The 25,947-nt window shown below is 52.3% G+C and carries 26 protein-coding genes; 10 read left to right on the forward strand and 16 right to left on the reverse strand.

Annotated features, from left to right (window positions below):
- Positions 1-25: 25 nt before the first annotated feature.
- The 6 genes from ACSV5M_RS16880 to ACSV5M_RS16905 all read right to left on the reverse strand — a co-directional run bounded on the left by ACSV5M_RS16880 (position 26) and on the right by ACSV5M_RS16905 (position 8,087).
- Positions 26-1,837, reverse strand: a complete 1,812-nt coding sequence (locus ACSV5M_RS16880; protein WP_439177563.1) for a serine aminopeptidase domain-containing protein — start codon at positions 1,835-1,837, stop codon at positions 26-28.
- A gap of 17 nt (positions 1,838-1,854) precedes the next feature.
- Positions 1,855-4,356 carry a glycosyl hydrolase 2 galactose-binding domain-containing protein gene (locus ACSV5M_RS16885; RefSeq protein WP_439177564.1) on the reverse strand — a complete coding sequence of 834 codons (2,502 nt, stop codon included), beginning with the start codon at positions 4,354-4,356 and terminating at the stop codon, positions 1,855-1,857.
- Between the two features lie 14 nt (positions 4,357-4,370).
- A complete protein-coding gene (locus ACSV5M_RS16890; RefSeq protein WP_439177566.1) occupies positions 4,371-5,345 on the reverse strand; it encodes a DUF1839 family protein in 975 nt (324 codons plus the stop codon).
- The gene (locus ACSV5M_RS16895; protein WP_439177568.1) at positions 5,342-6,529 is read right to left on the reverse strand and encodes an acyl-CoA dehydrogenase family protein; all 1,188 of its coding nucleotides are present in this window, start codon (positions 6,527-6,529) and stop codon (positions 5,342-5,344) included. The genes ACSV5M_RS16890 and ACSV5M_RS16895 overlap by 4 nt, the downstream gene beginning before the upstream one ends.
- 165 nt (positions 6,530-6,694) lie before the next feature.
- Positions 6,695-6,934 carry an acyl carrier protein gene (locus ACSV5M_RS16900; protein ID WP_439177569.1) on the reverse strand — a complete coding sequence of 80 codons (240 nt, stop codon included), beginning with the start codon at positions 6,932-6,934 and terminating at the stop codon, positions 6,695-6,697.
- 430 nt (positions 6,935-7,364) lie between these two features.
- Positions 7,365-8,087, reverse strand: coding sequence for a hypothetical protein (locus tag ACSV5M_RS16905; RefSeq protein ID WP_439177570.1), 723 nt, complete (start codon positions 8,085-8,087; stop codon positions 7,365-7,367).
- A gap of 293 nt (positions 8,088-8,380) precedes the next feature.
- On the opposite strand from ACSV5M_RS16905, the gene ACSV5M_RS16910 reads away from it, so the two are divergent.
- Entirely contained in the window at positions 8,381-8,641 is a 261-nt protein-coding gene (locus ACSV5M_RS16910; RefSeq protein WP_439177571.1) for a hypothetical protein, read from the forward strand.
- Between the two features lie 14 nt (positions 8,642-8,655).
- Here ACSV5M_RS16910 and cysE read toward each other — a convergent pair whose 3' ends face one another.
- Genes cysE through ACSV5M_RS16925 form a run of 3 tightly spaced genes read right to left on the reverse strand, consistent with a single transcriptional unit; the run spans position 8,656 to position 11,691 of the window.
- Complete coding sequence (cysE, locus tag ACSV5M_RS16915; RefSeq protein WP_439177572.1) at positions 8,656-9,507, reverse strand: serine O-acetyltransferase; 852 nt, start codon at positions 9,505-9,507, stop codon at positions 8,656-8,658.
- A gap of 51 nt (positions 9,508-9,558) precedes the next feature.
- Positions 9,559-10,950, reverse strand: coding sequence for an MFS transporter (locus ACSV5M_RS16920; protein WP_439177613.1), 1,392 nt, complete (start codon positions 10,948-10,950; stop codon positions 9,559-9,561).
- Positions 10,951-10,989: 39 nt separating this feature from the next.
- Positions 10,990-11,691 (reverse strand): M15 family metallopeptidase, encoded by a 702-nt coding sequence (locus ACSV5M_RS16925; protein WP_439177574.1) that lies wholly within the window; start codon positions 11,689-11,691, stop codon positions 10,990-10,992.
- Between the two features lie 192 nt (positions 11,692-11,883).
- Here ACSV5M_RS16925 and ACSV5M_RS16930 point away from each other — a divergent pair, with 192 nt between their 5' ends.
- From ACSV5M_RS16930 to tatA, 7 genes are all read left to right on the forward strand, one after another.
- Complete coding sequence (locus ACSV5M_RS16930) at positions 11,884-12,162, forward strand: TfoX/Sxy family protein (RefSeq protein WP_087466655.1); 279 nt, start codon at positions 11,884-11,886, stop codon at positions 12,160-12,162.
- 131 nt (positions 12,163-12,293) lie between these two features.
- Positions 12,294-13,088, forward strand: coding sequence for a cyclic nucleotide-binding domain-containing protein (locus tag ACSV5M_RS16935; RefSeq protein ID WP_439177575.1), 795 nt, complete (start codon positions 12,294-12,296; stop codon positions 13,086-13,088).
- 379 nt (positions 13,089-13,467) lie between these two features.
- On the forward strand, positions 13,468-14,358 hold the full coding sequence (htpX, locus tag ACSV5M_RS16940; protein WP_439177576.1) for a protease HtpX: 891 nt from the start codon (positions 13,468-13,470) through the stop codon (positions 14,356-14,358).
- Positions 14,359-14,404: 46 nt separating this feature from the next.
- Positions 14,405-15,451 (forward strand): S1C family serine protease, encoded by a 1,047-nt coding sequence (locus ACSV5M_RS16945; protein WP_439177577.1) that lies wholly within the window; start codon positions 14,405-14,407, stop codon positions 15,449-15,451.
- Positions 15,451-15,786, forward strand: coding sequence for a Rieske (2Fe-2S) protein (locus ACSV5M_RS16950; RefSeq protein ID WP_439177579.1), 336 nt, complete (start codon positions 15,451-15,453; stop codon positions 15,784-15,786). The genes ACSV5M_RS16945 and ACSV5M_RS16950 overlap by 1 nt, the downstream gene beginning before the upstream one ends.
- A gap of 88 nt (positions 15,787-15,874) precedes the next feature.
- Positions 15,875-17,029: an alcohol dehydrogenase gene (gene yqhD, locus ACSV5M_RS16955; protein WP_439177581.1), complete on the forward strand. Its 1,155-nt coding sequence runs from the start codon at positions 15,875-15,877 to the stop codon at positions 17,027-17,029.
- A gap of 79 nt (positions 17,030-17,108) precedes the next feature.
- Positions 17,109-17,306 (forward strand): twin-arginine translocase TatA/TatE family subunit, encoded by a 198-nt coding sequence (gene tatA, locus ACSV5M_RS16960; RefSeq protein WP_439177582.1) that lies wholly within the window; start codon positions 17,109-17,111, stop codon positions 17,304-17,306.
- A gap of 244 nt (positions 17,307-17,550) precedes the next feature.
- On the opposite strand, the gene ACSV5M_RS16965 is transcribed toward tatA, so the two are convergent.
- Positions 17,551-18,120, reverse strand: a complete 570-nt coding sequence (locus tag ACSV5M_RS16965) for a PEP-CTERM sorting domain-containing protein (RefSeq protein ID WP_439177583.1) — start codon at positions 18,118-18,120, stop codon at positions 17,551-17,553.
- A gap of 90 nt (positions 18,121-18,210) precedes the next feature.
- Positions 18,211-19,605, reverse strand: a complete 1,395-nt coding sequence (locus ACSV5M_RS16970) for an alkaline phosphatase PhoX (protein WP_439177585.1) — start codon at positions 19,603-19,605, stop codon at positions 18,211-18,213.
- 76 nt (positions 19,606-19,681) lie between these two features.
- On the opposite strand from ACSV5M_RS16970, the gene ACSV5M_RS16975 reads away from it, so the two are divergent.
- Positions 19,682-19,831 (forward strand): hypothetical protein, encoded by a 150-nt coding sequence (locus ACSV5M_RS16975; RefSeq protein ID WP_439177586.1) that lies wholly within the window; start codon positions 19,682-19,684, stop codon positions 19,829-19,831.
- 27 nt (positions 19,832-19,858) lie between these two features.
- Here ACSV5M_RS16975 and tatC read toward each other — a convergent pair whose 3' ends face one another.
- Both tatC and ACSV5M_RS16985 read right to left on the reverse strand, forming a co-directional pair.
- Positions 19,859-20,650 carry a twin-arginine translocase subunit TatC gene (tatC, locus tag ACSV5M_RS16980; protein WP_439177587.1) on the reverse strand — a complete coding sequence of 264 codons (792 nt, stop codon included), beginning with the start codon at positions 20,648-20,650 and terminating at the stop codon, positions 19,859-19,861.
- Between the two features lie 3 nt (positions 20,651-20,653).
- Positions 20,654-21,064, reverse strand: a complete 411-nt coding sequence (locus ACSV5M_RS16985; protein ID WP_439177588.1) for a Sec-independent protein translocase subunit TatA/TatB — start codon at positions 21,062-21,064, stop codon at positions 20,654-20,656.
- A 194-nt stretch (positions 21,065-21,258) separates the two neighbouring features.
- On the opposite strand from ACSV5M_RS16985, the gene ACSV5M_RS16990 reads away from it, so the two are divergent.
- Entirely contained in the window at positions 21,259-22,998 is a 1,740-nt protein-coding gene (locus ACSV5M_RS16990; protein ID WP_439177589.1) for a potassium/proton antiporter, read from the forward strand.
- A 10-nt stretch (positions 22,999-23,008) separates the two neighbouring features.
- Here ACSV5M_RS16990 and ACSV5M_RS16995 read toward each other — a convergent pair whose 3' ends face one another.
- From ACSV5M_RS16995 to ACSV5M_RS17005, 3 genes are all read right to left on the reverse strand, one after another.
- The gene (locus ACSV5M_RS16995) at positions 23,009-24,007 is read right to left on the reverse strand and encodes a hypothetical protein (protein WP_439177590.1); all 999 of its coding nucleotides are present in this window, start codon (positions 24,005-24,007) and stop codon (positions 23,009-23,011) included.
- A 432-nt stretch (positions 24,008-24,439) separates the two neighbouring features.
- Positions 24,440-25,135 (reverse strand): hypothetical protein, encoded by a 696-nt coding sequence (locus ACSV5M_RS17000; protein WP_439177591.1) that lies wholly within the window; start codon positions 25,133-25,135, stop codon positions 24,440-24,442.
- Positions 25,122-25,946, reverse strand: a complete 825-nt coding sequence (locus tag ACSV5M_RS17005) for an FTR1 family protein (RefSeq protein ID WP_439177593.1) — start codon at positions 25,944-25,946, stop codon at positions 25,122-25,124. Before ACSV5M_RS17005 ends, ACSV5M_RS17000 begins: the two co-directional genes overlap by 14 nt.
- Position 25,947 lies beyond the last annotated feature (1 nt).

Below are 25,947 nucleotides of genomic sequence, written 5' to 3' on the forward strand. Positions count from 1 at the left end.
CTTCCTGTTTCCTTATAGCAAGCTATCAATTATCGGAGGTTAGGTTGCGGTACCGGTCACTGACTACCGCCAACAACTGGTCGCGTTTGGTTTTTCGGGAAAACGTATGATCTGCCCCTTCAATGACATCCAGAGCCATCACATGATTGGCGATCCCTTTGCGCAAGCGACGCCGCGCTTGTGACTTGATGATGTCATAACCGGGATCACCAGAAGACAACAAAAATTGAATCCGAATGCCCTGGTCGGTAATGCGCGTAAAATCGGTCGCCAACTGGCTCTGCTGGTTGAATAGAATTTCTCTGATACTCTTCATCTGCTCTTGTACCAACCGTTGAATACGCTCGACGGCGTAACGCAGGATATAACCCGTTTCGGCATTACCTGTTAATAATTTTTTCCATTTTTCCAGGTTGCGAATGGACTGCCGATAATAAGCCGCATCATGCAGGTTCCGGGCCTCAGCAGGAATCGCAAGAGACATGCCTTCGCGCCAATAAAAGGTCAATGGATTGATCAGGAATATTTCTTTCACCAGGCTGCGCCGATTTTGTTCCACCGCGCGCAACGCACAATGAAATGCTGTGTGCGCACCTGAGCAAATACCACCGATAATAAATTGGTTGGCGATGCCCTGCTCCATCAGATAGGTCATGGCCTGGTAAATATTATCCACCGCGCCCGGTTGATACGGATGATTCTCCCGTGCTACGTCGGCCTTGCAACTATCGCCCAACCCTTCCAGATCAAGACGTAGAACAAAATAACCCAGGGCAGCAAATGTTCGCGCTAACTGGGTGTAGACGCGATTAGGCCCCACATGATGAACCGAACCGGAGTTGGACAAAATAATCGCCGGTAATGAGGGATTACAACCTGCTGCCGGGCAACTGCTGATGCCAAACAATTGTCGATTGGCGTCATACCAGTGGGGCTGCTCCTGAATTTGCAGCACACCGGGTGTAACACTGTCCAGAATAAGCGAACGAACCGGCTCCGGGTAAACACTGTTCTTTTCGACAAATTCTGTATGGCTGTTCACCAACCATTGCACCATGCTGTCGATCGCACTGAATGGAACAATTGTGTCGTGGGGTTCCGCCATCATGTCGGTATAACCTGGCAGGGACATTTGCAAAACGTCCACGCCGTCCGCCAACATTTTTTGTAGCAACGCATCATCGGCAGGCCGGTCATCGCGCGCAACAATCAGTACACTGCCGCTAACCTGCACCGACTCAGTTAATAGATTTAATCGTTTGATATCTTCGGCGGTGGATGCCGCCATTAAAAAACCGGCGCTCTCGATATAATCCTGATGTGACTCTGCGTCAGCAGAAAATCGGGCCAGCGCGGTCATTTCGCGAGCATAAGTGCGGCCTTTTACCACCGGCTCCCACAACAACAAATGGTTTACTTTTAACCGGGATGCGGTAAGGCATGCTAATGTCGCGCCGAAACGTAATCCCGCCAGACAAATTTCACAACCGGGCCAGTTGGCCTTTGCATGGTTGATCAAGGAGGCAATATTCGCCAACCAGATGGCGACACGCCCTTCATCCAATTCTGAACCGGGTGAATCGCCCATACCGTGCCAATCAAAACGCAAGGCCACGAATCCCTGTTGCGCAAAGGAATCCGCCAGGTGCTTCACCGTGCGATGGCTGTGCGTGTATTCATATCCCATGGCGCCGCACAGGATCACCACCTGGTTGCGCCAGGCGCGAACGGGTAATTGATGCTGCCAGACAAAGATACACGAGCTCATGGATGCCAGGTAAAACGCATCGCGAGTCACATCCGGGTAGCGTTGCGCAGTCGTAGATACAATCGTCATAGTGGCAGCGCCTGACCTCAACGAACCCTGACCGGTTCCAACAGATTAAGTGCTTCAAGATAACCCTTCACCGGCACAGCCGCATCCGCCAATGGCTCCATGGCAATGACCCGGGTAGCGTTTGGTGCAAGGTGGAAATAATTGTCTTCTGCACGATGGGTTTTGCATTCCAAGCGGACTGATTGCAGAAACATTGGGGTAAAGATTTTTAGCGCAGCGCGGCCATCGGCAAGCGCAATAACCTCCACAGTGATACCGTCTATTTTTTGCGGCGTTACGGCATAGCTCGTGGGGAAATAAAAATCTTCATGTAACCACTGGCCTTGTGCATCCAGCAAACGCGCGCTGACCAGATCGTGTTGCCGGGGACCGAAACGATAACTGTAAGTCAGGTCGGCAAAATAGCCGAGCAGCTCGTCCACAGATATCCCAATAGTTGTACGCGGTGAAAGGGTCAGGACGCGCGCTGCTTTCAGTGTTTCGATATGCCCCGCCTTGTAGGCAGTCACCTCAAGCGTAACGGCTTGAGCCTGTTCTGTTTCATTCACCAGGGTTAACGACAAACCATCCAGACCACGATCAACGCAATAGACCGCCAGATTTTTTGCTGCACGTTTAAATGCGTAATAAACCGCCTTGGGTTGATTGTCGCTATCGACAATGCCCCAGCCCGCGCCCGGCAACAGGTCTTTATAAAACCACACCAACGCGCCCTGACATGGATGCCCCGCTGAACGCCAGATGGCGAACACACGCTGGATAACTTCCCCGGTCACCACACGCGACAATTCGAGGTACCGTTGCGGATCATGACTGCGTAAGGCTATAGGATCTACCTGAAACAACAACGCCAGGTAATAATCGCGAACATCTTCAAAATCCCAGCCGGCAGAAGAGTCTCTCGGCACACGCGCTTTCCAGTCCGGGTGATGCGTCGCAAATAAGGCACCGTTAAAAATTTTATCGACCGTTTCCGGTTCGGGAATGTGGGAAAAGCCAAGCGTCTCCGGTGTGAACTTAACCGATGCCACGGCAGCATCGCTCAATGCGCGTTTATAGGCGCCGACGCCGTAGTAATGCGCAAGCCCTTCGCTGATCGTAAACGGCAAGGCGCCACCACAAGGTGTCGACGGAAAATACATAACACCGGGATGCCGTTGCTGACACACCTCGGCTAAGTCTGCATCAAAAAAACCATTGCTCCAGTATTCACGCGGCATACCCATCATCGCGGATTGTTGTTGCACTTCGCTGTTGCCGCAATACACACTCACACAGACAAAGCGCGACAGACGCGCTACTTGTGCGTGCGCCTCGGCCAGCACCTGCTGGTGGAAATCCGTATCGTCCACCGGATAATCCATGTTGGCGAACATAAAATCCTGCCACACCAGAATACCCAGCTCATCACACAACTGATAAAAATTATCGCTTTCATAAATCATGGTGCCGCCGATACGCAGCATATTGATGCCGGCATCCCGTGCGAGAACCAACGAGCGGCGCAAACTGTCTTCGCTGCCGTCCAATGTAAAAATATCTGCAACCGTCCAGCAGGCGCCCCGGCAAAAGAGGGTTTCACCATTCACCTGCAAGGCGAGTTGGTTATCACTGGATAACCAGCGTTGCTGTTTAAAACCGCGCGCGCCGAGCTCCCAGGTATAAACCTGTCCCGCAACCGTAATCGTTAAACGACAGGCAAGCCGTTGGGGTTTGCCATGGGTATGTGGCCACCATCGTTGGTCGGCGTCAATTATCCCCCGGCCTGTTAACACCGTCATTGCCCCGTTCAGCTCAATCTTCAGCGAAAGCGTTTGATTTCCAATGTATAAGTGCGCCGCAGAAATACGCTGCGATGGCGGCAATTGCACATCGAATTCAGCAGTAAATTCACCCTCGGCTGTCAGTATCTGCTGGATGTGAGACTTGACCAACTCCACGGATGAGCGATACCTCAAGGTAATGCTGCGCCAGGGACCGACCGGTGTGATCGGCGGGCACCATCCCGGAATATGCCCGAGCAGGGTCGTGCGCACCCAACGCAATTGTTGTTGGTTAACCAGATTGGTTTTCCAGCGCGGGCGCGGGCGTTTTTGACGTAATGCTTGTGCCAGGGAACGAAAGCAGATAACCAGCTCATTGGTCGCTTGCAGGCACTCTGTTACCACCACCTGCTGCGGCAAAAACATGTTGCGCGATTCAAGGATCAATACACCGTTAAGCCATACCTGAGCGATGGTGGCGAGGCCTGCAAAATGCAATACGGGCATTGCCTGCTCTACGGCGTCGGCGGTGAAGTGGCAGCGATACCACCAGTCATCTTCCGTCAGACTCTGCGGATGCGTGTGGTCCGAATTTTTCAGCATCACTTGCGCAACCGTTCCGGGGACGTACGCGGCTTGCCAGGGCAAGACCTGCGACAGCAACTCCGTCGGATTCGCAATGCTATCGGCTGACGCGCGCACCAGTTGCCAATCGGCATCCAGGGGAATAAGGCAATCAGTTGCAGACACATCCATAGTACTCGTCCCTGTCAGCGATACCGCGCAGTTAACTGTGACATCCCGGTCTGCCAGGCCGACGCCATTTCATCCAGGGGCGCTAAATCAATCGCGCGTTTTCTTGCCATGGCACGGGCTAATTGAAATTGAAACGCCTTGGTATTGTTAGAGATAGTCGCAAAGCACTGGATTGCTGTATCAAGGTGTGGCTGACCTTGTTGCTGCAACCATTTCAAATAGGTTTCTACCAGTTCAAAGCAAGCGCCATATTGGCGGAAGGTCGCAAAGGAATACAAATGAAAGGTTTCTATCTCCTGCGTTAACAACCATTCAAAATCCCGCGCAAAGGTTTCTTTAAAGCGCACAAATGGATTATCGCGGGGAATCAAGCCCAGGTGTTTTTTGAGCAATGCAAGCGAGGCATCAACCAGTGCGCTGCCCTGTGGCACCTCGTGCAGGTTGCGCAATTTCACGTACTCGATATAAGGCGGCAAGATGCGCTCGTGCACCAAACCATTAAGCTGAAAGATATCGACAAAATCCTGACCGGTTAATTCGTAATAACTTTGGCCATGAAAGTAACCGAGATAATGCTGCCCAATGTCGATAGCATTTACGGCAATGGTGGATTTCACATGGGCCAGTTTATAGGCTGTGCCGGCGGTATCCGGTAAATACCACGAATCCATCTCAACCAGCACCGGGCGCCCCAAACCTACCTGGGTTTCTACGTGCTGCGCGAGGGAGCGCCAGGGGTTGAACTCCTGGATTTCCATGCCGTAAAGCGCAAACAGATCCTCGTGGGGAAATTTAAAAAAGCTCCACTGATCACCTTCAAAATCAATGCCTAATGCAAAAGGTAATGCCGCCGTCGGCTCATAACCCAACCCATGCAGCAGCTCGACCAACACATCAACATAACAATTGGTTTCTGCCCAGGTGCGTTCCGCACCGTGAATCAGATGTCGCTCATAGCTGGCCTGATTGAGTGCCCTAACCTGTTTCATTGCGCGTCTCTCACCATAATCTGCATGGTGGAATTGTGGCCGCGAATGCGATCATTATTGACCATCAACGCTGCACCATAAGCATCGCGAATATGGCGGCACAAACTGTTGGGCGTATCATTTTTGTAACCCATAATACCCACAATCGACAAAGCACTGGAGACGATGTCTACCACCAGTTCGGAACAGCGCAACTTGACATTGTTGATACGGATAGCAAAACCGAAATCGGAGAATGCTTCCCGATTACCGGCATTCAGTTTTTGTTGATATTCCTCAATCGCTGTAACCAGTCCCGCCCGCATACTGAATAAGACCTCATCCAACTCTGTCAGGCGCATCGCGGAGATGGGTGGCGTCGACGGATTTTTACGCGCTGCGGCACGCACCGATGCGCGCGCCTGGGACACTGCATCCTGGGCAAGACCCAGCCATAGGGAGCCCCACACCAGGTGCGAAACCGGGTGCATACTTTGCGCGAGAATATCGGCAAAAGGCGCAGGTTGAATTTGTTGGACATGACCACTGGAACGCAACACGAAACCGGCGCTGCATGTTCCCCGGAAACCCAATGTGTCCCAACCGGATAAAGGCTCCAGCGTGGTTTCTTTTTTATTAACCAGCACCTGAACCTGGTCAGAGGACTGGGCATCTTCAGCGCGACGGCATGTGACCATCACATAATCAGCCGCGACACCGTATGAGATGACCGGTGCCTGTTTCTCCAGGGTAAAGTGCTCACCGTTGACCTTTACGGCGCAGAGGCTGCTGCGCAAATCACCGCCCACCCCCAACTCGGTGGTGGCGGAAGCCAGAAGGTATTGCTCGCGGACCAGTTCGCGCAGGAAATGCTGGAAGTAATCAGACGTTTCGCAATGATGGACAATGCATGCTACCTGGATCTGGTGCATCGCAAAGATCATTGCCGTAGAGGCACAATAGCCACCGAGGATTTCACAGAGCTTGCAGATTTCGGTGATGCTTAACCCCATACCACCGTACTGTCGTGGCACGTAGGCGCTGAGCAGCTTGTGCTTTTTGAATTCGGTAAAGGCTTCGTGGGGAAAGCGCGCGTCTTTATCAACGGCGACAGCGGCGGGTCGTACGACATCACGCCCCAGGGCGTGAACAACCTCCAGCAGTGTGGCAAAACTGATTTCATCCAGGGTGGCGGGTGCGCTCATCTTCAGATCCCTTTTTTGTTAGTGCAACTCGTTAGTGCAATTGTTGTTGGCAAGCATTTTTGGCAATGGTGGCTGGTAATTCTCTACCAGCCACTGGTCCGCGTTATAGATAGGTTGCGCAACCAGCCACATAGGGCAACTCCCCGGGCGATTAATTGAATCCTGTCAATCAACCAATTCTTCAATAACCTCTACCAGCGATTCAATGCTGTTAAAGGTTTTGCGGTTTAATTTACTATCGGGAAATTCGATATCAAATGCATCTTCAATAGCGAGCATGATATTAACCGTGGTCAAGGACGTCAGTCCTAAATCGTACAGATCATCGTCTTCTTTAAGGCTGTTGACGTCGACATCAAGGCGACTGTGTTTGGCGAGAATTTCGCGCACTTTTTCGGCATACATAAGACGTTTCCCTGGCGAGTAAAAATATTCCCGGGCAACTTAACGGCGGGATAATGTTTAATATCCCCAGCCCTGTCACCCGTAATTATTGAGTAAAGCGTGCGCAGTATAAAAGACCCGCGATTGGCATAAAAGTCCTTTTTAGGGGAGCGCTAATTTTCCTTTAGAACTTTACATTCCATCAGGTAGCGTGCGGCTTATGCCCAAAAAAAGTGGAAAATTTATCGACACTTTTTTTTGAGAAAAACAGTAGCAAAAAAACAATTCGGATTACGTTAAACGAAAACGTAAAAATAAAAAAGCGGGATGAATTAAACGTCGGAAAATTTAACAGAATTACTAGCGATGCAGTAAAAGCAGAGATAAAAATTTGGCAATAAAAAAGGAATCCGGAGATTCCTTTTTTGAAACATGAATCATTCGCGATGCGCTAATCTGCCAAGCGAATCTTGCTGATGTCCGGCACTACAGGTCTAATTTCTGGTTTGATTTGTCCGAGATCACTACCGACCGGGGCCAAACCGAAATCGCCAACAATGACCGGCGCACCGGGTACTACGGGACGCTCCTCAGGTGCAATCAAGTCCGCACCAACGTCTGCCAACCCCCAGTCTTCAACCTCAATTTCCAACAGTGGCAGATCCATCTTCTCCTCGGCGCGCACCAGATCCGCGCCCACTTCCGCCACATCAAGCTCAGGCGCAACCACTCGGGCCGGCTCCGTTTTTGTTACCTCACCGGCGTCCAGAAGATTGCCGCCGACAGGACGCAAACTGATAGACCCGGTGTCGATCAAAACAGGACTCGACCGTGGCCGCTCCGTCGGCGTCAAGAGATAAGCTCCCACCGGTGCCAGACTCCACCCGCTCGGCCGGGCCGGTGCAACAGAGGGTGCCGGCCGGGGCGTCGCCTTGATATTCCCTGCGGGAGACACCTCCACCTGGGCACCAGCTTTAAGCAGCACGTCGCGGTATTTATTCGCCGTCGCCTCGTCCAGGCCGCGCTTGAGTGGCACGGGGCGACCGGTAAAGAGGGCGTCCACCTTGGTTGCATCAACTTTGAATAGTTGCTGCAAGCGTTGTTTAACATCCTGCAATTGGTGCCCCAGGACGATGTCGCCACGAAAGATGATGTCAAATTCTCCCGTTTCCATAATTTCTCACCCGCTCAATAATGTCTTTTGAGGATAGCATTTAACGACCAGGACAGGACTGACACACAGCTCATCATCCCCATCCACTTTGGTGATATCAACATTTCTGTTTGTTACAAAACAATCTGATTTCTGACTGGCAGGCGCCCCGCTCTGAACCCATACTTGCGGAACCCCTCACTCTGTAGCACCAGGGCCAAGCGACTAACGGCTTCCTGTAACAGGAGCAGGTTTCCTGACACAGAAGCCGGTTTTTATTGCACAACAGCAGCCATCGCAGCGAGGACGGAACCATGAAAACAGCTAACGAACAACCGATCCTGGTAGCCGGTCAACTCACCGATACCTCCGCCGTACGCGCTAAAGTCGAACAGGATATTGCGTTTTTGACGGGCCGCATCACGAACATGGAGCAACACCCTCGCCCCAACAAGATCGTGCTTGAAACCTATCAGGGAATGCTGAAAAGTCGGATCGCCGTGCTCAAATGGTTGATGCATGGCCAAGATGAAGATGACGCAGGAGCCAGCTTTATCAGTCAACGTAGCGCCTGATTCCCGGCGCTTTGTCAGTCCGCATGGGGGGAAGGACCTCCCGTGACATCCTCGCTCAAATGATGATCCATCGCTAACGCAGGCTCCTCGACATTCGGCCGTCCCACCACCTTCGCCGGCACGCCGGCCACCGTCGTATGCGGTTGAACCGCTTCCAGCACAACGCTTCCCGCCCCGATCTTCGCCCCCTCACCGATTTCAATGTTGCCGAGAATCTTGGCGCCGACACCGATCAATACCCCGCGCCGCACCTTCGGGTGACGATCACCGCTGGTACAACCGCTCCCGCCCAGAGTAACCCCGTGTAACAGCGATACATTGTCTTCGACCACAGTCGTTTCCCCCATGACCACACCGGTAGCATGATCAATCATGACGCCACTGCCGATCAGCGCAGCAGGATGAATATCAACATCAAAAACCTGGGATATCTGGTTTTGCAGATATAGCGCCAGGCATTGGCGCCCTTGCTGCCACAGCCAATGGGCAACACGATACGACTGCAAAGCCTGATAACCCTTAAAGAATAGAAAGGGCATGGAGTACTCGTTACAGGCCGGGTCCCGTTCGCGATGCGCGCAAATGTCGGCGCGCATCGCCGACTCGATCTGTGGCTCTGCCACCAGCGCCGTTTCAAACACCTCGCGGATCATCATGGCCGGCATGGCCTGGCTGTCCAATGTGTTGGCCAGATGAAAGCTGATAGCCGCCGCAAAGGAAGGATGGTTAAGAATCGTCGCGTGATAAAAACTGGCCAATATTGGCTCCCGTGCGCTGGCATCCGCCGCTTCGCGACGGATCAACTGCCAGATATCGCGGGCCAGCACGGGAGAGTCAGATTGCAGATGATCAGAATCAGGCCGCATAGGGTTATCTCTTGCGCAGCATCAGGCCGCCAAATAATGTCGAAATGGCCTTTACCGACGAGTGGCCGGGTATGGGGTTACCCACAACATCAGCAAGCCTACCAGTAAAAATACAATCAACGCGCTCATACCGATGCGCGCGGAATCAGTATATAAAGTCAGGGTAGCAACGGACATGGGCGCAAGAAACGAGGTGACCCGCCCGGACAAGGCATAGATACCGAAGTAGCGCCCCGCCTCTTCAGGAGACACACTGCGAGCCAGATAGGAGCGGGACGATGCCTGCACCGGCCCGAAGGCAATGCCGATCAACAGCCCAAATAAAATATAGGCTTTTTCAGCGGCCGTGCCAAACAGAGTGCCGGAATCCTGCGGTGCCAATTGCACCCACCCGAATAACGTATAACCCGGCCCGGTAGAAATAATGCCGACACAGGCAGTCACCAGACAGATCAGACTCAATAACACCAGGCGTTTTGATCCGAGGTGCGCGTCCAGCCAGCTGGCTACCAGACACCCACCGATAGCGACGATCAATAATAAGATGCCGTAAATGCCCATCTCCATGGTTTGCCAGCCGAACATGCCTGCCGCGAAGGTTCCACCCAATGCCAGCAGCCCGTTCACACCGTCCTGATAAATCATGCGCGCGATAAAAAAACGCAGCACACCAGCACGCTGTTTCAATTCCACCAAGGTATTTTTCAGTTCAACCAAACCAGACTTGACCGCCTTTTTCAGCGGTAAACCTTTACCGCCATCCGGCGTGAACAAAAACATCGGCAAGATAAAAATGAGATACCACAGTGCCGAAAACGGACCGGTAATTCGTGCATCCTCACCCTGAGAAGCATCGAGCCCAAACCAGGGCTCTAAACCTAATAATGTTTTCCCATCCGTCGGGCTGCCGGATAAAAATAACAGCACGGTAAACAACACAACCAACCCACCGAGATAACCCAGGCCCCACCCAAGGTTGGAGATACGACCAATCTCCGCTTCGGGTACCAGACGCGGCATCATGGAATCATTAAATACAATGGAAAATTCAGCGGCAACTGTCGCCAGCACAATGCACATGGCAGGCAACCATAAATCAGAACCGGGGCTCGCAAACCAGAGCAGCATCAGGGTAATGATTTTGATCAGCGCAAAAACCGCAATCCAGGGCTTGCGCGTGCCGGTGGCATCAGCAACAGAACCCAGCATGGGGGCGAGCACAGCAACAATAATGCCCGACACAGTGATGGTATATCCCCAGGCCGCCTGACCTGTTGCAGCATCCTGCGCAAGCCGGGAAACAAAATAAGGACCAAAGATAAAAGTAATAATGACGGTAAAAAAAGGTTGCGCCGCCCAATCAAATAACATCCAACTAAAAATACCGGCGCGCGATTTTTTTGGTCGCCCGGCTGCTGTTGATCGCCCGGCTTCCGCATTCATGTCACTCAAGATTCTTACTCCATGCGATTTTTTTAAACATTATCCTAACGGCACACAGACAAAGCGTTGATAAATTTCCGTCAGGTTATCGAGGATGGCGTGTTTCAATTGTATGTCACTCGTTTCAATGCGTTCGCGCAACACGGATTCAGTCAGTTGTTGGGCATAACCATTAGCCAGCGGTGCATAACTCAAATGCCACGGCTCCGGTGATACACCACCCAGGTCCAGCGCATAAGGACGATAAAAACCCGTATTATTATTTTCCAATATGTCATTCAGCCATGCGTGAAAAGGTGCGAAGGGACCCGCATCAATCGTTTCCGCCACAGTGAGCTGGACAACGTAGTCTTCACTAATGAGCGACCGATCATAAATATCCAGATCGGTACCCCAATGATGCCGCGATGCGCCAGGCAAAGCAGACCAATGCAGGATCGCAAAAACCAGATCCCGCTCCGACAGGCATGAAATATCCAATGGTCGCCCGGCGGCATCCAATACCGGCCGATGACCGCTGGCCTTGTTATTCCATATCAGTAACTGTCGATCGAACGTGCGATAACTGCTCGCCACCTGCAAATCAAAACCAGCATCCCGTGCAGCCTCACACAAGTGCAGCAATGGCCCCACAACGCCGCGATGCAAGCGGCAACGCGGGGATGGAACCTCCATGAGTTCTTTATTATCAATACCGCATAACAGATCAGTGTCGATGTGGGTGTTTGGGTTATTGGTCATTATCAGGGCGCAGGCTCATTGGAAAATATTTTTTACGCCATTTTTCATCAAAACGCGAGAAGTCAATCAGGAGTTTCAGAAGAAGTATTTGCGCAATGCTATTAAGTATGTAATATAACGCGTGGCTATAAATGGAAATTGTTCCCTGGCCAACAAAAAATAATGATAAATAATAAGTGGAGCGTGCCTTGTATGACTAGCAGTCATAGTGAATTACTCCAGTTGAAAAACCTGGGTATGGCGTCCGTAAATATCCTTCATGCTATCGGAATTAACACCTACTCGGATCTCAGTCGTACCGGTGCTGTTGAGGCGTATCGCCGCATTAAAGCACGTCATATCAATGTCTCCAAGGTGATGCTTTATGCTCTGCAAGGCGCACTGATGGATGTGCACTGGAATGACCTGCCGCCGGACATGAAATCCCGTTTGGTAGCTGAAGCGGAACAGGAAAGCCTGAGCGAAGCCTGACAGGCTCCGATATCCCATGACAATGCAACCTGACGCGCATTGTCAGCAGATCGCACAGACAATCGCTATGAACAAGCTACAATGAAGCTTGTTCATCACTATGCTTTTGTTTGTAGCCAATCGAGGGACTCATGCACCTACCCAGCAAGCAATCAGACACCATTACCGATCTCGCCGTCAAACTGCGTGGGTTGACCGAGGTTTTGCTCGCCCAGTTATCGCCGTCGGGAGAACCGGTAACGGTTGATCAGTCCGATGATCTGTTTGTGGGCCAGACGCATACCGGCCTGCTGTACGTCACTGACGGGCAGGTAGAGTACCGGGTCAACGGCAAGATCATTACCTTCTTCGAACAAGGCGACTTGCTGGGCCTGCCCCGCTCCCTGAGCCTGCCCGACGGTCAATTCAGTTGCACCTCTCCCGTTACCCTTACCCCCTATGATCGCGATGACCTGGTGAACCACGTCAACGGCGATCCACGCCTGCAAAAGCATTGGGCGTATTACCTGCTATGCCAGGTGAGCATCTACCAGCAGGCACTGGCCCAGGAGATTCGCGCCGAATTTCAGCCGACGGCGGGTTTTATGCATTTCCGAACCGGTGAAACCATCATTCAACAGGGCGCACTCGCTGATAAGGTGTACACCCTGCTCGAAGGTAGCGCAGATGCCATCTGCGATGGGGTCAAAGTGGGTGAAGTGAACGCTGACGAGATCTTCGGCGCACTGGCTGTGTTCACCCGCCAGCGGCGTATCGCCTCAGTGGTCGCCACCAGCGATTGCACCGTCCTGGCGGTACGCAAGGAAGAGTTTATTGACCTGATCGACCATCAGCCCCAGATTTGCCTCGGCCTTATCGAAGAAATGGCAGCCAAGATCAATCAACTGAATAACCAATTGCTGGCACTTAGCGCGAAAAGTTATTAATGACGCCAAATAATGACGCCAGAATCTTTCTTATAGGCAGCGCCTTGTGAAATAAGAATATTTCCCAACAAAGTCGTTGACTCCGAAAATGAGAATGGTTATTGTTTTCACAGCTGCTGCACAACATCTCTTGTGCGACAGTCGTGAAGGTGATCTCCCTGCAAGCTGATCGCCGGATCTTCTCCTTGAGAGTGTGGAGCTCTCCGCTCCTGGACTCTCGGCTAACCACGGTTGCTTGGGCCACTCTTTGAGTGGCCATTTTTCTTTACCTTTCTTTCCGCTGGCATATCCATCCACCCATTGAAAATTTTCAAGCCGAACGCATATTTCGTCCTGCCGAGCTTGTCTCAAGCTCATCCATTCATACAGGAGAATTATCGTGTTACGCATCGGCCTTTTTTTGTTGACCAACATCGCTGTCATTGCGGTGGCCAGCATCACCCTCAGTTTGCTGGGTGTAGGGCGTTACCTGGATCAAACCGGTAACCTGGATTTGCAAACACTGTTGATCTTCTGTGCCGTGTTTGGCTTCACCGGCTCTATTATTTCTCTGTTGCTATCCAAATTCATCGCCAAGAAAAGTATGGGCGTGCAGCTGATTGAGCGGCCACGCACTGCAGATGAACAATGGCTGGTGGATACCGTAGTGGAGCTATCTCAAAAAGCCGGCATCAAAACGCCGGAAATCGGGATTTTTCCGGCCCGGGAATCCAACGCCTTCGCCACCGGCTGGAACCGTAATGCGGCGTTAGTGGCGGTGAGCCTGGGTATGCTGCAGCGGTTTGATCGCGATGAAGTCCGCGCAGTGCTGGCCCACGAGATTGGCCACGTCGCTAACGGCGATATGATTACGCTCAGCTTGATTCAAGGCGTGGTGAACACCTTTGTGATGTTCTTTGCCCGGATCATTGGCCACACCGTAGACCGCGCCATCCTTAAAAATGAAAATGGCCACGGTATCGGCTTTTATGTCACCACGTTTATTGCCGAGATGGTGCTGGGCATCCTGGCTTCCATGATCGTTATGGCGTTCTCGCGTTACCGCGAATACCGTGCTGATGCCGCCGGTGCTCACCTTGCCGGACGCGGCGCCATGATCCGCGCACTGCAGCGCTTGCAAGCTGAAGTGAAAGCCGGTGCGGAAAATCCTATGCCCGACGGTTTTAAAGCCTTTGGTATCAGCGGTGGATTCAAGCAACAATTCGGTCGCCTCTTCGCCAGCCACCCGCCGCTGGAAGACCGGATCGAAGCTCTCAGCCGCCAGGCATAAGCCTGGCGGATTCACGCCTGTCTCATCTTCGCCCCTGGAGGATTGCATGAAAATAATGCGTTGGTTACTGCTGACTCTGTTCACTGGAGGCGTGGCAGTTGCCAACGCCCAGGCCGATTTCGCCACGGACGATGAACGCAACACCATTCAAGTATTTGAAAAGTCACGCCCCAGTGTTGTCTTCGTGACCAACCAACAACTGGTGCGCGACCCCCGCTCACTGAATTTACTTGAGGTACCACGCGGCAGCGGCACCGGGTTTGTGTGGGATGAGAGCGGCTACATAGTCACCAACTTCCATGTGGTCGATGGCGCACGAAAAGTAATGATTACCTTGCAGGATCAAAGCACCTGGCCTGCCGAGGTGGTCGGCCTTGCGCCGGAGCGGGATCTGGCGGTGCTCAAGATCTCCGCCCCGGAAGAACAGCTGACGGCGCTGCCCTTGGGCGATTCAAGCCAGTTGTCCGTAGGCCGTAAGGTATTAGCTATCGGCAACCCCTTTGGCCTGGATGCGACCCTGACCACCGGCGTCGTGAGTGCACTGGGCCGCGAGATCCAATCCCCCAATCAACGTACCATCTCCAACGTGATTCAAACTGATGCCGCCATTAACCCGGGCAACTCCGGCGGCCCATTGCTCAACTCACAAGGACAGCTCGTAGGCGTCAACACCATGATCTACAGCCCCAGCGGTGCCAGTGCCGGGATCGGTTTTGCCATTCCGGTTAACACGGTGAAAGAAGTGGTTCCCCAATTGATTGCCCATGGGCGAATTGTGCGCCCGGTGATGGGCGTCGCGCTGGCGCCGGATCATTGGGCGCATCAAAGTGGCATCCAGGGCGTTCCGATCCTGCGCGTTGAAGCGAACTCACCCGCAGCCAAGGCCGGCCTGGAAGGTCTCTCCCGCAATGCGTGGGGGCAAATTGAATTAGGCGATGTCATTGTCGGCATCAACAAAAAAGTCACGCCCGATCAGGATCAATTAATGAGTGCGCTGGAGCGCCATAAACCGGGCGACAAGATTGAGGTGCATATCGTCCGCAACGGCAAGATGATGCAACGCAAACTGACCCTTGCTGCGCCCCGCGAATAATGGTGCGGCGCCACCGGCTATGTCACCTCGACGCGCTGCCCGACCCAGGCAGCAAAGGTTTTACTGTTAATGGCGAACCGGTCTTCATCATTAAACAGCGCGGCAGGGTTTATCTCTACCGCAACCAATGCCCACATACCGGCATCGCGCTGGAGTGGGTTGAAGACCAGTTTCTTGATGTCAGCCATACCATGATCCAGTGCGCCAACCACGGCGCTTTATTTATTATCGAAGACGGTCGGTGCGTCGCCGGCCCGTGCAGCGGGCAAGCGCTGACCGCCCTGCCCCATGAGATTGTGGATGGCTACGTAGAATTACTGATTGAGCGCGCCTGACTTTTAGCGCGCGCTGCCTTTCCCGTTGTCAATAATCCTGAGCCTGTGCCAGGCCCTGTAAATACCCAAGTTCACAGAGGTTAATACCATGCAGAATTTCACCTTCCATAATCCCACCCGCATTGTCTTCGGCGAACATCAAATCAGTCAGCTGACGAAACTGGTGCCTGCTGATGCACGAATTCTATTTACCTATGGCGGCGGCTCGATCAAGAAAAATGGTGTTTATGATCAAGTGGTCGAGGCATTAAAAGATCGCCCACTGTTTGAGTTCGGCGGCATAGAACCCAATCCCCGCTATGAAACGCTGATGCGCGCCGCTGCCACCGTAAAAGAAAACCATCTTGATTTTTTACTGGCTGTGGGGGGCGGCAGCGTTATCGACGGCACAAAATTTATTGCTGCCGCCGTAGAGTTTGATGGCGAACCCTGGGATATTCTCGCCAAACATGCACCTGTCACATCAGCCCTGCCGTTGGGCTGCGTCTTAACCTTGCCCGCCACCGGCACGGAGAGTAACGGCAACTCCGTTATTACGCGCGCAAGCACCCGGGAAAAATTAAGCTTTGGTAGTCCGCTGGTGTATCCACAATTTGCTGTGCTCGACCCCACCACCACTTACAGCTTACCGCCACGACAAATGGCTAACGGCGTCGTCGATGCATTTGTGCATATCATGGAGCAGTATTTAACCTTTCCGGTTGATGCAAAAGTGCAGGACCGCTTTGCCGAGGGCTTGTTGTTGACCCTGATCGAGGAAGGGCCGCGCTCCCTGGAAGAACCGACCAATTACACCGTTCGCGCCAATGTGATGTGGGCTGCGACCATGGCGCTGAACGGACTCATCGGCGTTGGTGTACCACAGGATTGGGCGACGCACATGATCGGCCATGAAATTACCGCGCTCCACGGCCTGGATCACGCCCAGACCCTCGCCATCGTGTTGCCCGCCGTGATGCAACACCAGCGTCAACAAAAACGCGAAAAACTGTTGCAGTACGGTCGCCGCGTATGGAACCTGCAACACGCTGATGAAGATCAACTTATTGACGCTGCCATTGCGGCCACACGTCATTTCTTTGAACAAATGGGCACACCGACACGCTTGCGCGATTATCAGATTGAAACGGCATCTATCGACAAACTGGTTGCACAACTCCAAAGCCATAATCTGTTAAAACTCGGCGAGCACGGTGATATTACGTTGGATGCATCACGCCGCATTCTGGAGCTGGCGGCTTAACCTACGTCATCATTTCGTCACGGGCCTCTGGGACAATAGCGACTTCTATTTTTGCTTATCCCCCCAGAGGAGTGGCGCCATGAGTTTAAGTTTCTGGCAAATTGCATTGGTTGCGGTGCTCTTTTTATTACTATTCGGTCGCGGGAAGATTCCCCAATTGATGGGCGATCTTGCAGAAGGTATTAAAAGCTTTCGCAAAGGCGTAAGTGATGTGAGTAGTGACACAGAAGAAAGTAATCAACTGAAGAAAGCGGATTCGGTTGAAGGGAAGTCTTGACGATTAAATCTTACTTTCCAAGAACGATTTGGAAACCTCCCGCTGGCACAATGCAAGTTTGGCGTTAGGACATTTATTTTGAAACCCTCAAGTCAGGGACGACTTGAGGGAGCTACATGGACGTATTTATGCGTTTTCAAAATAAATGTCCTAATGACAAACGAACTACGAAGTCCGTTATAGCAGAATATTAAGCCTCTATAGTATTGAAACCAGCTCGTAGGAGCTGGTTTCTTCCCCAAAATCAACGCAAGGTTTTATTGCGACGCAAAACCACCATACTCAACAAACCCGTCAACAAGAGCAACAATGCACCTGGTGCCGGCACGGCGGTGACGTTCATCGTGTAGCTGTAGTTATCATCCCAGCCGAAAGCGGATTTTCCACCAACAATGATGGTGTAAAATCCGCTCAGATCCAGACGAATGTCACTCAGCGATGAATCCGCCATAAACGTTGACGTGCCGGCGATGTAATCCACCAAGCCAAAATCGCCGCTGTTGTTGAACAAACCAAACAACAAGTCCTCGCTGCTGACCTCGCCGTAATAAATACTGATGCCGCCGATAAAATCACCCAGGCTGCTCACGTCCAATGACAACTCGTCACCTGCGTTAGCATTGTAGCCCCACAAGCTCACGTCTTTACTGCTGCTGTTCAAGCCGAACACCGGTGGATTTACCCAGGCACTGTTGCTGTTCAAGGTGTCTTCATAGATACCGGAGCCCGAAATTTCACCGGTGTAGTAGCTGGGTAATGCGTTGGCATTCATCGCCAGCAGTAACACTGCACACGCAGTCAAAAACTGTTTCATACATAATTCCTCTTGATAAACAGTGAATAAATAAGTTGTCGCGCGGTGCGGTGTGTTTTAGCAAATGTATTCCCCGCACCGCGCATCTTGTTACAGGATGCCGTCATTCCAGGGACCGGTAATAGCAAAGGTCACACCGGGGTTTTGAATGTTCACGAATAACCAGCGGTCGTGGAAACAGGCACCACAGGTTTCGGAACCGACATAATTGCCGCCGCTGATACGTGTTTCTGTACCGGGGAATTTGCTGTGAACAACCGCTGCATCGGCGGCGGAAAGCATCATATTGTTGCGGCCAAATTCGAATACATCGCCCGCCTGGCTCAAGCCCATCAATCGGGAAATGCCGCCGCGGTCTTCGCACAATAAAATGCCGCCGCGCGGGCTGATGGTCATGTTGTCCGGCATCACCGGGTGAGAAGTATTGTTACGACTTTCAAATACCAGGGTGAGTTTTTCGCGGCGCGGATCGAAATGGAAAACCTGACCACCACTAACACTGCCACCGCTGGTTGAAGTGAAATACACCAGACCGGTGTCATACCACGCACCTTCCAAACGTGCAAAACGTGCGGCACCTTTGTTATAACCTTGAGTGTAATTGCGTGGATTGATTACTTCCGGCTGGTCAATGGTGACCCACTCTACATCCCAGGTTGTGCCATCGGGATAGCTAGCAGTAAGGTTAGCTTGATCGGCATTTTTTACTTTCAACATTTCCAGTACACCGCCGGCCAACAAATTGCCGTAGATGTCCGGGCGGTAGCGATAAAAACCTGATGACGTGCCGGCGTCTTCCGTGATGTATACATATCCGGTTACCGGATCGGTGGCAGTGGCTTCGTGGGCGCGACGGCCCATGGCTTTGATAGGTTCCGGCTTCGCAATACCAAAACCGGGCACTTCAAAAATCCAGCCGTGCGTCATGCCGTTGTAGCTTGATGTAGTTTCTTCACAAGTCAACCAGGTGCCCCAGGGGGTAATACCACCGGCACAGTTTGTGGAGGTCCCACTGATGCTCATGTAGGATGCCAACCAACGGCCATTTAATACGTCGAACAATAAATTGCTGCAGCCACCGCCCGCGCTCGGGTTATACATTGCCGGTGATTTTACGGCGGTGCCTGCGCCGCGCACTTCGTGATTACGCACCAGCGCGATGGTGTTACCTTGCGCCGCAACCACACCCATACCGTCGTGAACGCCCGGGGTTGGTGTGCCGTCTTTCATGATCATGCCGGTCCAGCCGTAAGACCAATATTTAAAACCTTCCGGCAATTGCAACAACGGCAAACCGGTTACTTCATCAGCAACCGGTGCAACAGGACCGTAGTCGCTGGTAAATGCACTGGCAGAATTCGCCATAGCGGCGAGCGAAATAGCCGCAGCACCAGCGGCACCGCCTTTAATAAAATCACGGCGGTTAACGATAGGTTCTACCGGTAAAGCGTTTGTGATTTCCAACAGTTCTGAACTATTATTCATCGGGTAATCTCCACGGTTAGGTATTGTTATTTGGCGATGAGCACAATGTCTCGGCTGTGGAGGTTACGTCTGCTTTATGAAAATCCTGCGTCACTTAGATGACATTTCCGACTTATTTTTATTATCAATAACTCAAACGAATAACGACACGCGAAAAAACTTTCTTTGCGGGGAAAATGGTTTTATTAAAAATGGGGAAGGGGAAAGGGCAAATAAAATAGTTTGAAGATTTTTTGTGTGGAGTAAATGTAATTCAGGTTTTGGACTGTAGATTAGTGGCGGTTTTCAGGGTCTGCTTTTCTTGCAGGCGGATTAGCCAAATGGACATTTCATAGAGCAAGAGGATGGGTGTTCCCAGGGCGATCTGGGAAATCAGATCCGGCGGTGTGATAAAAGCAGCAACGGCAAAGATAATAACAACAGCATAGCGACGCCCGCCGATCAGGGTGGCGGAATCAATCATGCCGGCGTGGGCCATGAGCAATAAAACAATCGGTAATTCAAAACTCAAACCGAACGCCAATATCAATTGAATCACCAGGCCTAGGTATTCGCTGACGCGCGCTTCGAGTTGCACCGGCAAAGCACCCGCCACCGCTTCACTTTCGAAGCTGATAAAAAATCCCCACGCCATGGGAAAAACAACGTAAAACGCGAGTGCTGCACCCAGCACAAACAAAACGGGCGTGAGCGCAAACAAAACAGAGACGGCTCGCTTTTCGTTGCGGTATAAACCCGGCGCAATAAATTTCCATACCTGAATCAGGATCAGGGGCAAAGTAAAAAATAACGCCGCAAAAAAGGATAATTTTAAATAGGTAAGAAACGCTTCATGTAAGCCGGTGTAGATCATTCGCCGCCCGGACTCTTCACCAAACGCCTGGACCAGCGGCTGCATCAGAAAATGATAGATATCTTCCGCCATCAAATAGCAGCCGATAAACACGACAAAAAATACCAATAAACATTGCAACAGGCGGCGGCGCAATTCCAGCAAGTGCGATAGCAGTGGCGCGCGACTTAAATCTACGGAATCCGTCGTCATTCTTTATCCCGCCGTTTTTGAATCTGCGCTGACATTATCTTGCGCAGCGTCTCTATCTTGTACAACTTTAGGTGCGTGAGCCGCTTTCACCTCCGCCATGGCTTCTTCGTACATGGCCTGTACGCGTTGATTATGTGCGGCATCGCGGCTGGGCTCGGCTTGCTCCATCGCCTGCCGCACATGTTCGGGCAGAAGGTCGTAATACGATGGCTGGTTACGTTGGTCCGGCTTGGAAGCAAGATCCATCTCGGTTTCCAGCTTGTGCAGTTGGTGCAGGGAGTCGCGGTAAAAGCGCTGCAAGCGCCCCCACAATTTGCCCAAGGCGCGCGCCAGCTTTGGTAAATCCTGCGGCCCCACCACCACCAGCGCCAGGACTGCAAGAAACATCAGCTCTGCCCATCCGAGATCCAACATAGTCGCCCACTGTAATTGTCGATTCAGGATTTGTGCCGCGCAGAATGACAGGCGGACGTGAAGAATTCGTGACAGACTGGTATCGCGCCGGGACAATCTTCTTTTGACAGTTTGCGGCGGGCTCAGGTTAAAATCGCTCTGGCATGCGATTTGCGTAACACGACGGCTAACTATCCCACAGGAACCGCTTTATCTTGGACGCGAGTACTATCAACACAATTCTTTTAATCGGCGCCATACTGGTATCAGCCAGTATTTTGGTGAGCTCGTTTTCCTCTCGCCTGGGCATTCCTATTCTGGTCATTTTCCTCGCCGTAGGCATGATCGCCGGTGTAGACGGTGTCGGCGGCATTGTGTTCAACAACTACCCAATGGCCTATCTGGTCAGCAACCTGGCGCTGGCGGTCATCCTGCTCGACGGCGGAATGCGGACCCGCGCTGCCAGCTTTCGCGTGGCCCTCTGGCCTGCGCTGTCCCTCGCGACTCTGGGCGTCGTCATCACCGCCGGGCTGACGGGTGTATTGGCGGCCTGGTTATTCAAGCTGGATTTGATGCAGGGCTTATTGATCGGCGCCATCGTGGGCTCTACCGATGCGGCAGCGGTATTCTCCCTGCTGGGCGGACGGGGCCTGAACGAGCGGGTCAGCGCCACCCTGGAGATTGAATCCGGTAGTAACGATCCCATGGCGATGTTCCTGACCATCGCGCTGATCGATATGATTGCCGCCGGCCAGACCGGTTTTGATCTGGGCTTCCTGGTCCAGCTGCTGCAACAGTTCGGCCTCGGCATACTGCTGGGCTTGACCGGCGGTTGGCTGTTGTTGCAGTTGATCAACAGGATGCAGCTGGCCGACGGACTCTACCCGTTACTGGCCGTCAGCGGCGGCCTGATTATCTACGGCATCACCACCGCGCTGGGTGGCAGCGGTATTCTAGCGATCTACCTGTGCGGCCTGCTGCTGGGTAATCGCCCGATCCGCAACCGCCACGGCATCCTGCATATGTTCGACGGCCTCGCCTGGTTGAGCCAGATCGGCATGTTCCTGGTGCTGGGGTTATTACTTACCCCTAGCGAACTACTGCCCATCGCCCTGCCCGCCCTGGGTCTGGCGCTGTGGATGATCCTGTTCGCGCGCCCCCTGTCAGTACTGATCGGCCTGCTGCCGTTCCGCAACTTTAACTGGCGCGAGCGCAGTTTTATCGCCTGGGTCGGGTTGCGCGGAGCGGTGCCGGTGATCCTGGCGGTGTTCCCGATGATGGCGGGCCTGCCAAACGCGCAGCTCTTCTTTAATGTGGCCTTCTTTATTGTCCTGGTGTCGCTGCTGCTGCAGGGCACCACCCTGACCTTCGCGGCCAAAAAAGCTGATGTAGTGGTCCCCTCGGTTCCCATGCCGTTTTCGCGGGCCGGACTGGAGATTCACCTGGCCAGCCAGTGGGAACTGTTTATTTATAAACTGGGGGCAGAGAAATGGTGTATCGGTGCCGCGTTGCGCGAATTGCATATGCCGGAAAACACACGCATCGCCGCTCTGTTTCGCGATAAAGAGTTATTGCACCCCTCCGGTAGTACGCGGTTGATGGCGGGCGACATTATTTGTGTTATCGGCCATGAGTACGATCTTCCGAACCTGGGCAAATTATTCAGCGAAGCGCCCAAGCGCAACCTGGACCTGAGCTTCTTCGGCGATTTTATTTTGCAAGCCGATGCCGAACTGCAAGATCTGGCCATGCTGTACGCCTTTAACCTCGGCGACCTCGATGGCCAACAAACCCTTGGCTCGTTGGTTACGCAAATGATCGGTGGCAAACCCGTCGTCGGCGACCATGTGGAATGGAACGGTATGGTGTGGACCATCGTTGAAATCGAGGGTAACAGCGTACGCAAAATCGGTGTTAAACCTGCTACCAAAAAAACCACACCCGCCGCCAAATAATTTCACCGCACTACCGTCCGGATTCCAGCGTTAATTCTCGCTCTGCCACATCGGCAGAGCGAGCCGGTGCCGTGAAGCTGCCCAGGCCAGGGTAACTCAACAACAAAATGCCTACTGCAAAAACCGGCAAATGTCCGATGAACTCCATCAAGGCTAACGCATGATTGTCAATCATCACGAAGTAGCTGTTGCTAGCGATCATCAAAGCCAATAACACCACCGTTGTGATGCGCACTAACCAACCGAGCATAAGCAACAAGCCCACCAATAATTCCACCATCCCCGCTGCCAGGACAAACCAGATATCACTGAACGGCACGCCCAGATGGGCCATAAAATTGAGCGGATATTGTTGCAGGACATTAAGTGCCAATGCCGGCTGCAATAATTTTTCAGTTAAGGCCAGGCCCGCCAATGACAACCCCAAAGCACAACGCAGGAGCCTCATTGTATGTTCCTGGGGAATCTGCCGCGTGGAATAAAGCAACCAGGCTATGCCTAACAGTAAGACGTACTCCAGCAAAAATGTCACATCCACAATACCCGCCACTAAAAACAACGACAGGATTAACCCCGCCATTAATTCCTGCGCGCGGTTGAGCAACAGCAAGATGGACACCAAAGCTTGCAAACCGATACAGAGCGCGGTGACACCCGGGCTGGCTGCAATATGCGGAGCCAGGATAACGCCGGAGAAAGCGCAGCCCAGAAAATAAATCGACAAGAGTAACAACGCAAAACCCAAGGGCTTTGTCTGTTGGCACCAGGGTAAAAAATAGCGGGTACCGAATTTCAACAGCCGGCCATTCAGCCAGGCGGCCACGACCAAAAACAACAACAGCAAGGTTATCGCCGTTATTAATTCGCTGTTGGAAAACCCCGGCGGATAAACTGACGAACCGGATTCAGAAAACCATTTGACATGCGCAGCAGCAGGATGCGCGAAGATATACAAAACCGTAGGCAAAAAGATCCTTGCCACGGCGGCTAACCGTGTGAGTGGTGGCATAGTAATAAGCTTCTTCTATATTTTTTTAAAATGCACCGCGCTATGTATGTCTGACATTTGCATGCCGCATACTTTTTTGACCGAACGCGTGCGCATCGCCGAGTTACCACAGTTTTTGTGTGCGCCGTTTTTATTGTGTTCAATGCGATATAGCGAGCAACCCATTGACAGCGATGTCAATGTGAAGAAACTCTCACTAATGGAAAAACATGCAATAAAAAGGTCACACGCCCGCATTATTAACACGTTTGACGTGGCAGAAAAAGCAGTATGTTGGGATGCACCAAAGAAAATCGAAACGCACCATTCGTAATCAAATGGCGAACGCTATGTATTATTTTCTGCACAAAAATAAGCAGAAAAAATTATTGGTATTGTCAACGCTGTGCATGAATTTCAAAAAGTCAGAACAACTATTAATTAAGCTGGCTGTTAAAATTCAAATTCGATAGCAGCACGTAAACTGCTGGCGGGTGTCGTGTCATCCAGACCGAAAAGCAAGCCCAACTCCCATCGAAGCTGTTTACCAGCGCCCCAGGGTGTTGCGCCGATCAGCGCCGGGCCAGCTGCCCAATCCTGATCATCCAGATAAATTTCTATCGCGGGTTCAAATTCGGGACGGTGGCGAAAACGGATTTGGCTGCGCAGTGCCGTTTCAATTTCGTTGTCGACATCACTGCCGAATTCGTATTCCAGCAGGACATTGGCTGCAGCAACCCAGCGTCCCGGCAACGCCTTTTCCCATAACAAACCCGCCGCGAGTTCATGTTGGCTGATGTCCCGCGCGGTGCCCGCTTCCAATAAAAGCCCCCAGTCTGCCCAGTATTCTCCCTGCTCCGTCAATTGCAACTTCACTTCCACTTCATAACCGCGAATGCGTTGGTCTTCATGGGTGATGGATTCATTCAGAACATACACTTCCGTGAACAAGCGATCAGTCCAGGCGTAACCTACGCCTGCTCGTTGCAATAACAACGGATCACCACCCAGGTCGCGCCACACCAGACCGTACTCAAGTTCGCGTTCCTGCTGTTCAATATAGGGGTGATAAACCCGCGCCATATCCGCATGGGTGATCTGGCTTGCACACAGAAACGCTGACAGCAACAACACCTTACCTTTGTACATAATGACTCTCCTTCAGGCGCGTCGCGTGCCACAGAATACCCGTCAGTGTCGGCAAGATGGCTACCAGGTAGAAGATAACCTGCGTCGCGTCCGGGCTGGCGTCATACCCCAGTAATGCATACAGCAACTGACCCAGCCAGGATTGTTCACTCACAACAAATGAGCTATCCCATAAGGGCGCGGTCGAATCCAGCCAGCCGATTTGCATTAACTGTTTCGCCACTTGCATGGCCAGCCCACCCATCACCAGGGTCACCATCACCAGACATAACGGCAGGAAATATTTCCTGGGCATAAAGACAAACAGGTAATACGCAATAGCGCCCAGGCTCACCCCGATACCGGCACCAATCGCACCACCAATCAGGGCGGATTCCAGCACAGCGGGCTGATGAATAAAACCGGAGAGGTAGATCCAGATTTCTGATCCTTCACGGGCGACAGAGCAACTCCCCGTCACAATAAACAAACCGTACAGAGAGTGCTGAACGTAGCCTTGCGCGGCGTCAGGCAATTGATTTTTCCATACGGCAATACTCAGCGGAATGATATGCAAGCTCAACAGCATGGCGCTGAGGATGACGGCAAGATACAAGCTCGCGTTGAGCAGTTCCTGCCCCTGCCCATCGAGTGCTTCAGCAATCGCATAGGCGTAATGACCTAATAGCCAGGAGCCCAGCAAGCCAATCATCACCGCGATAAGAATCCAGCGATGATTCTGGTTTAATTGTCGACTCAACGCCAACAACAAACTGATGATCATGGCCGCTTCGAGAATTTCGCGCAGAACCAGTAATACGGCCTCAACCATA

The sequence above is a fragment of the Cellvibrio sp. ARAG 10.3 genome (assembly GCF_051846955.1).
GTDB lineage: Bacteria > Pseudomonadota > Gammaproteobacteria > Pseudomonadales > Cellvibrionaceae > Cellvibrio.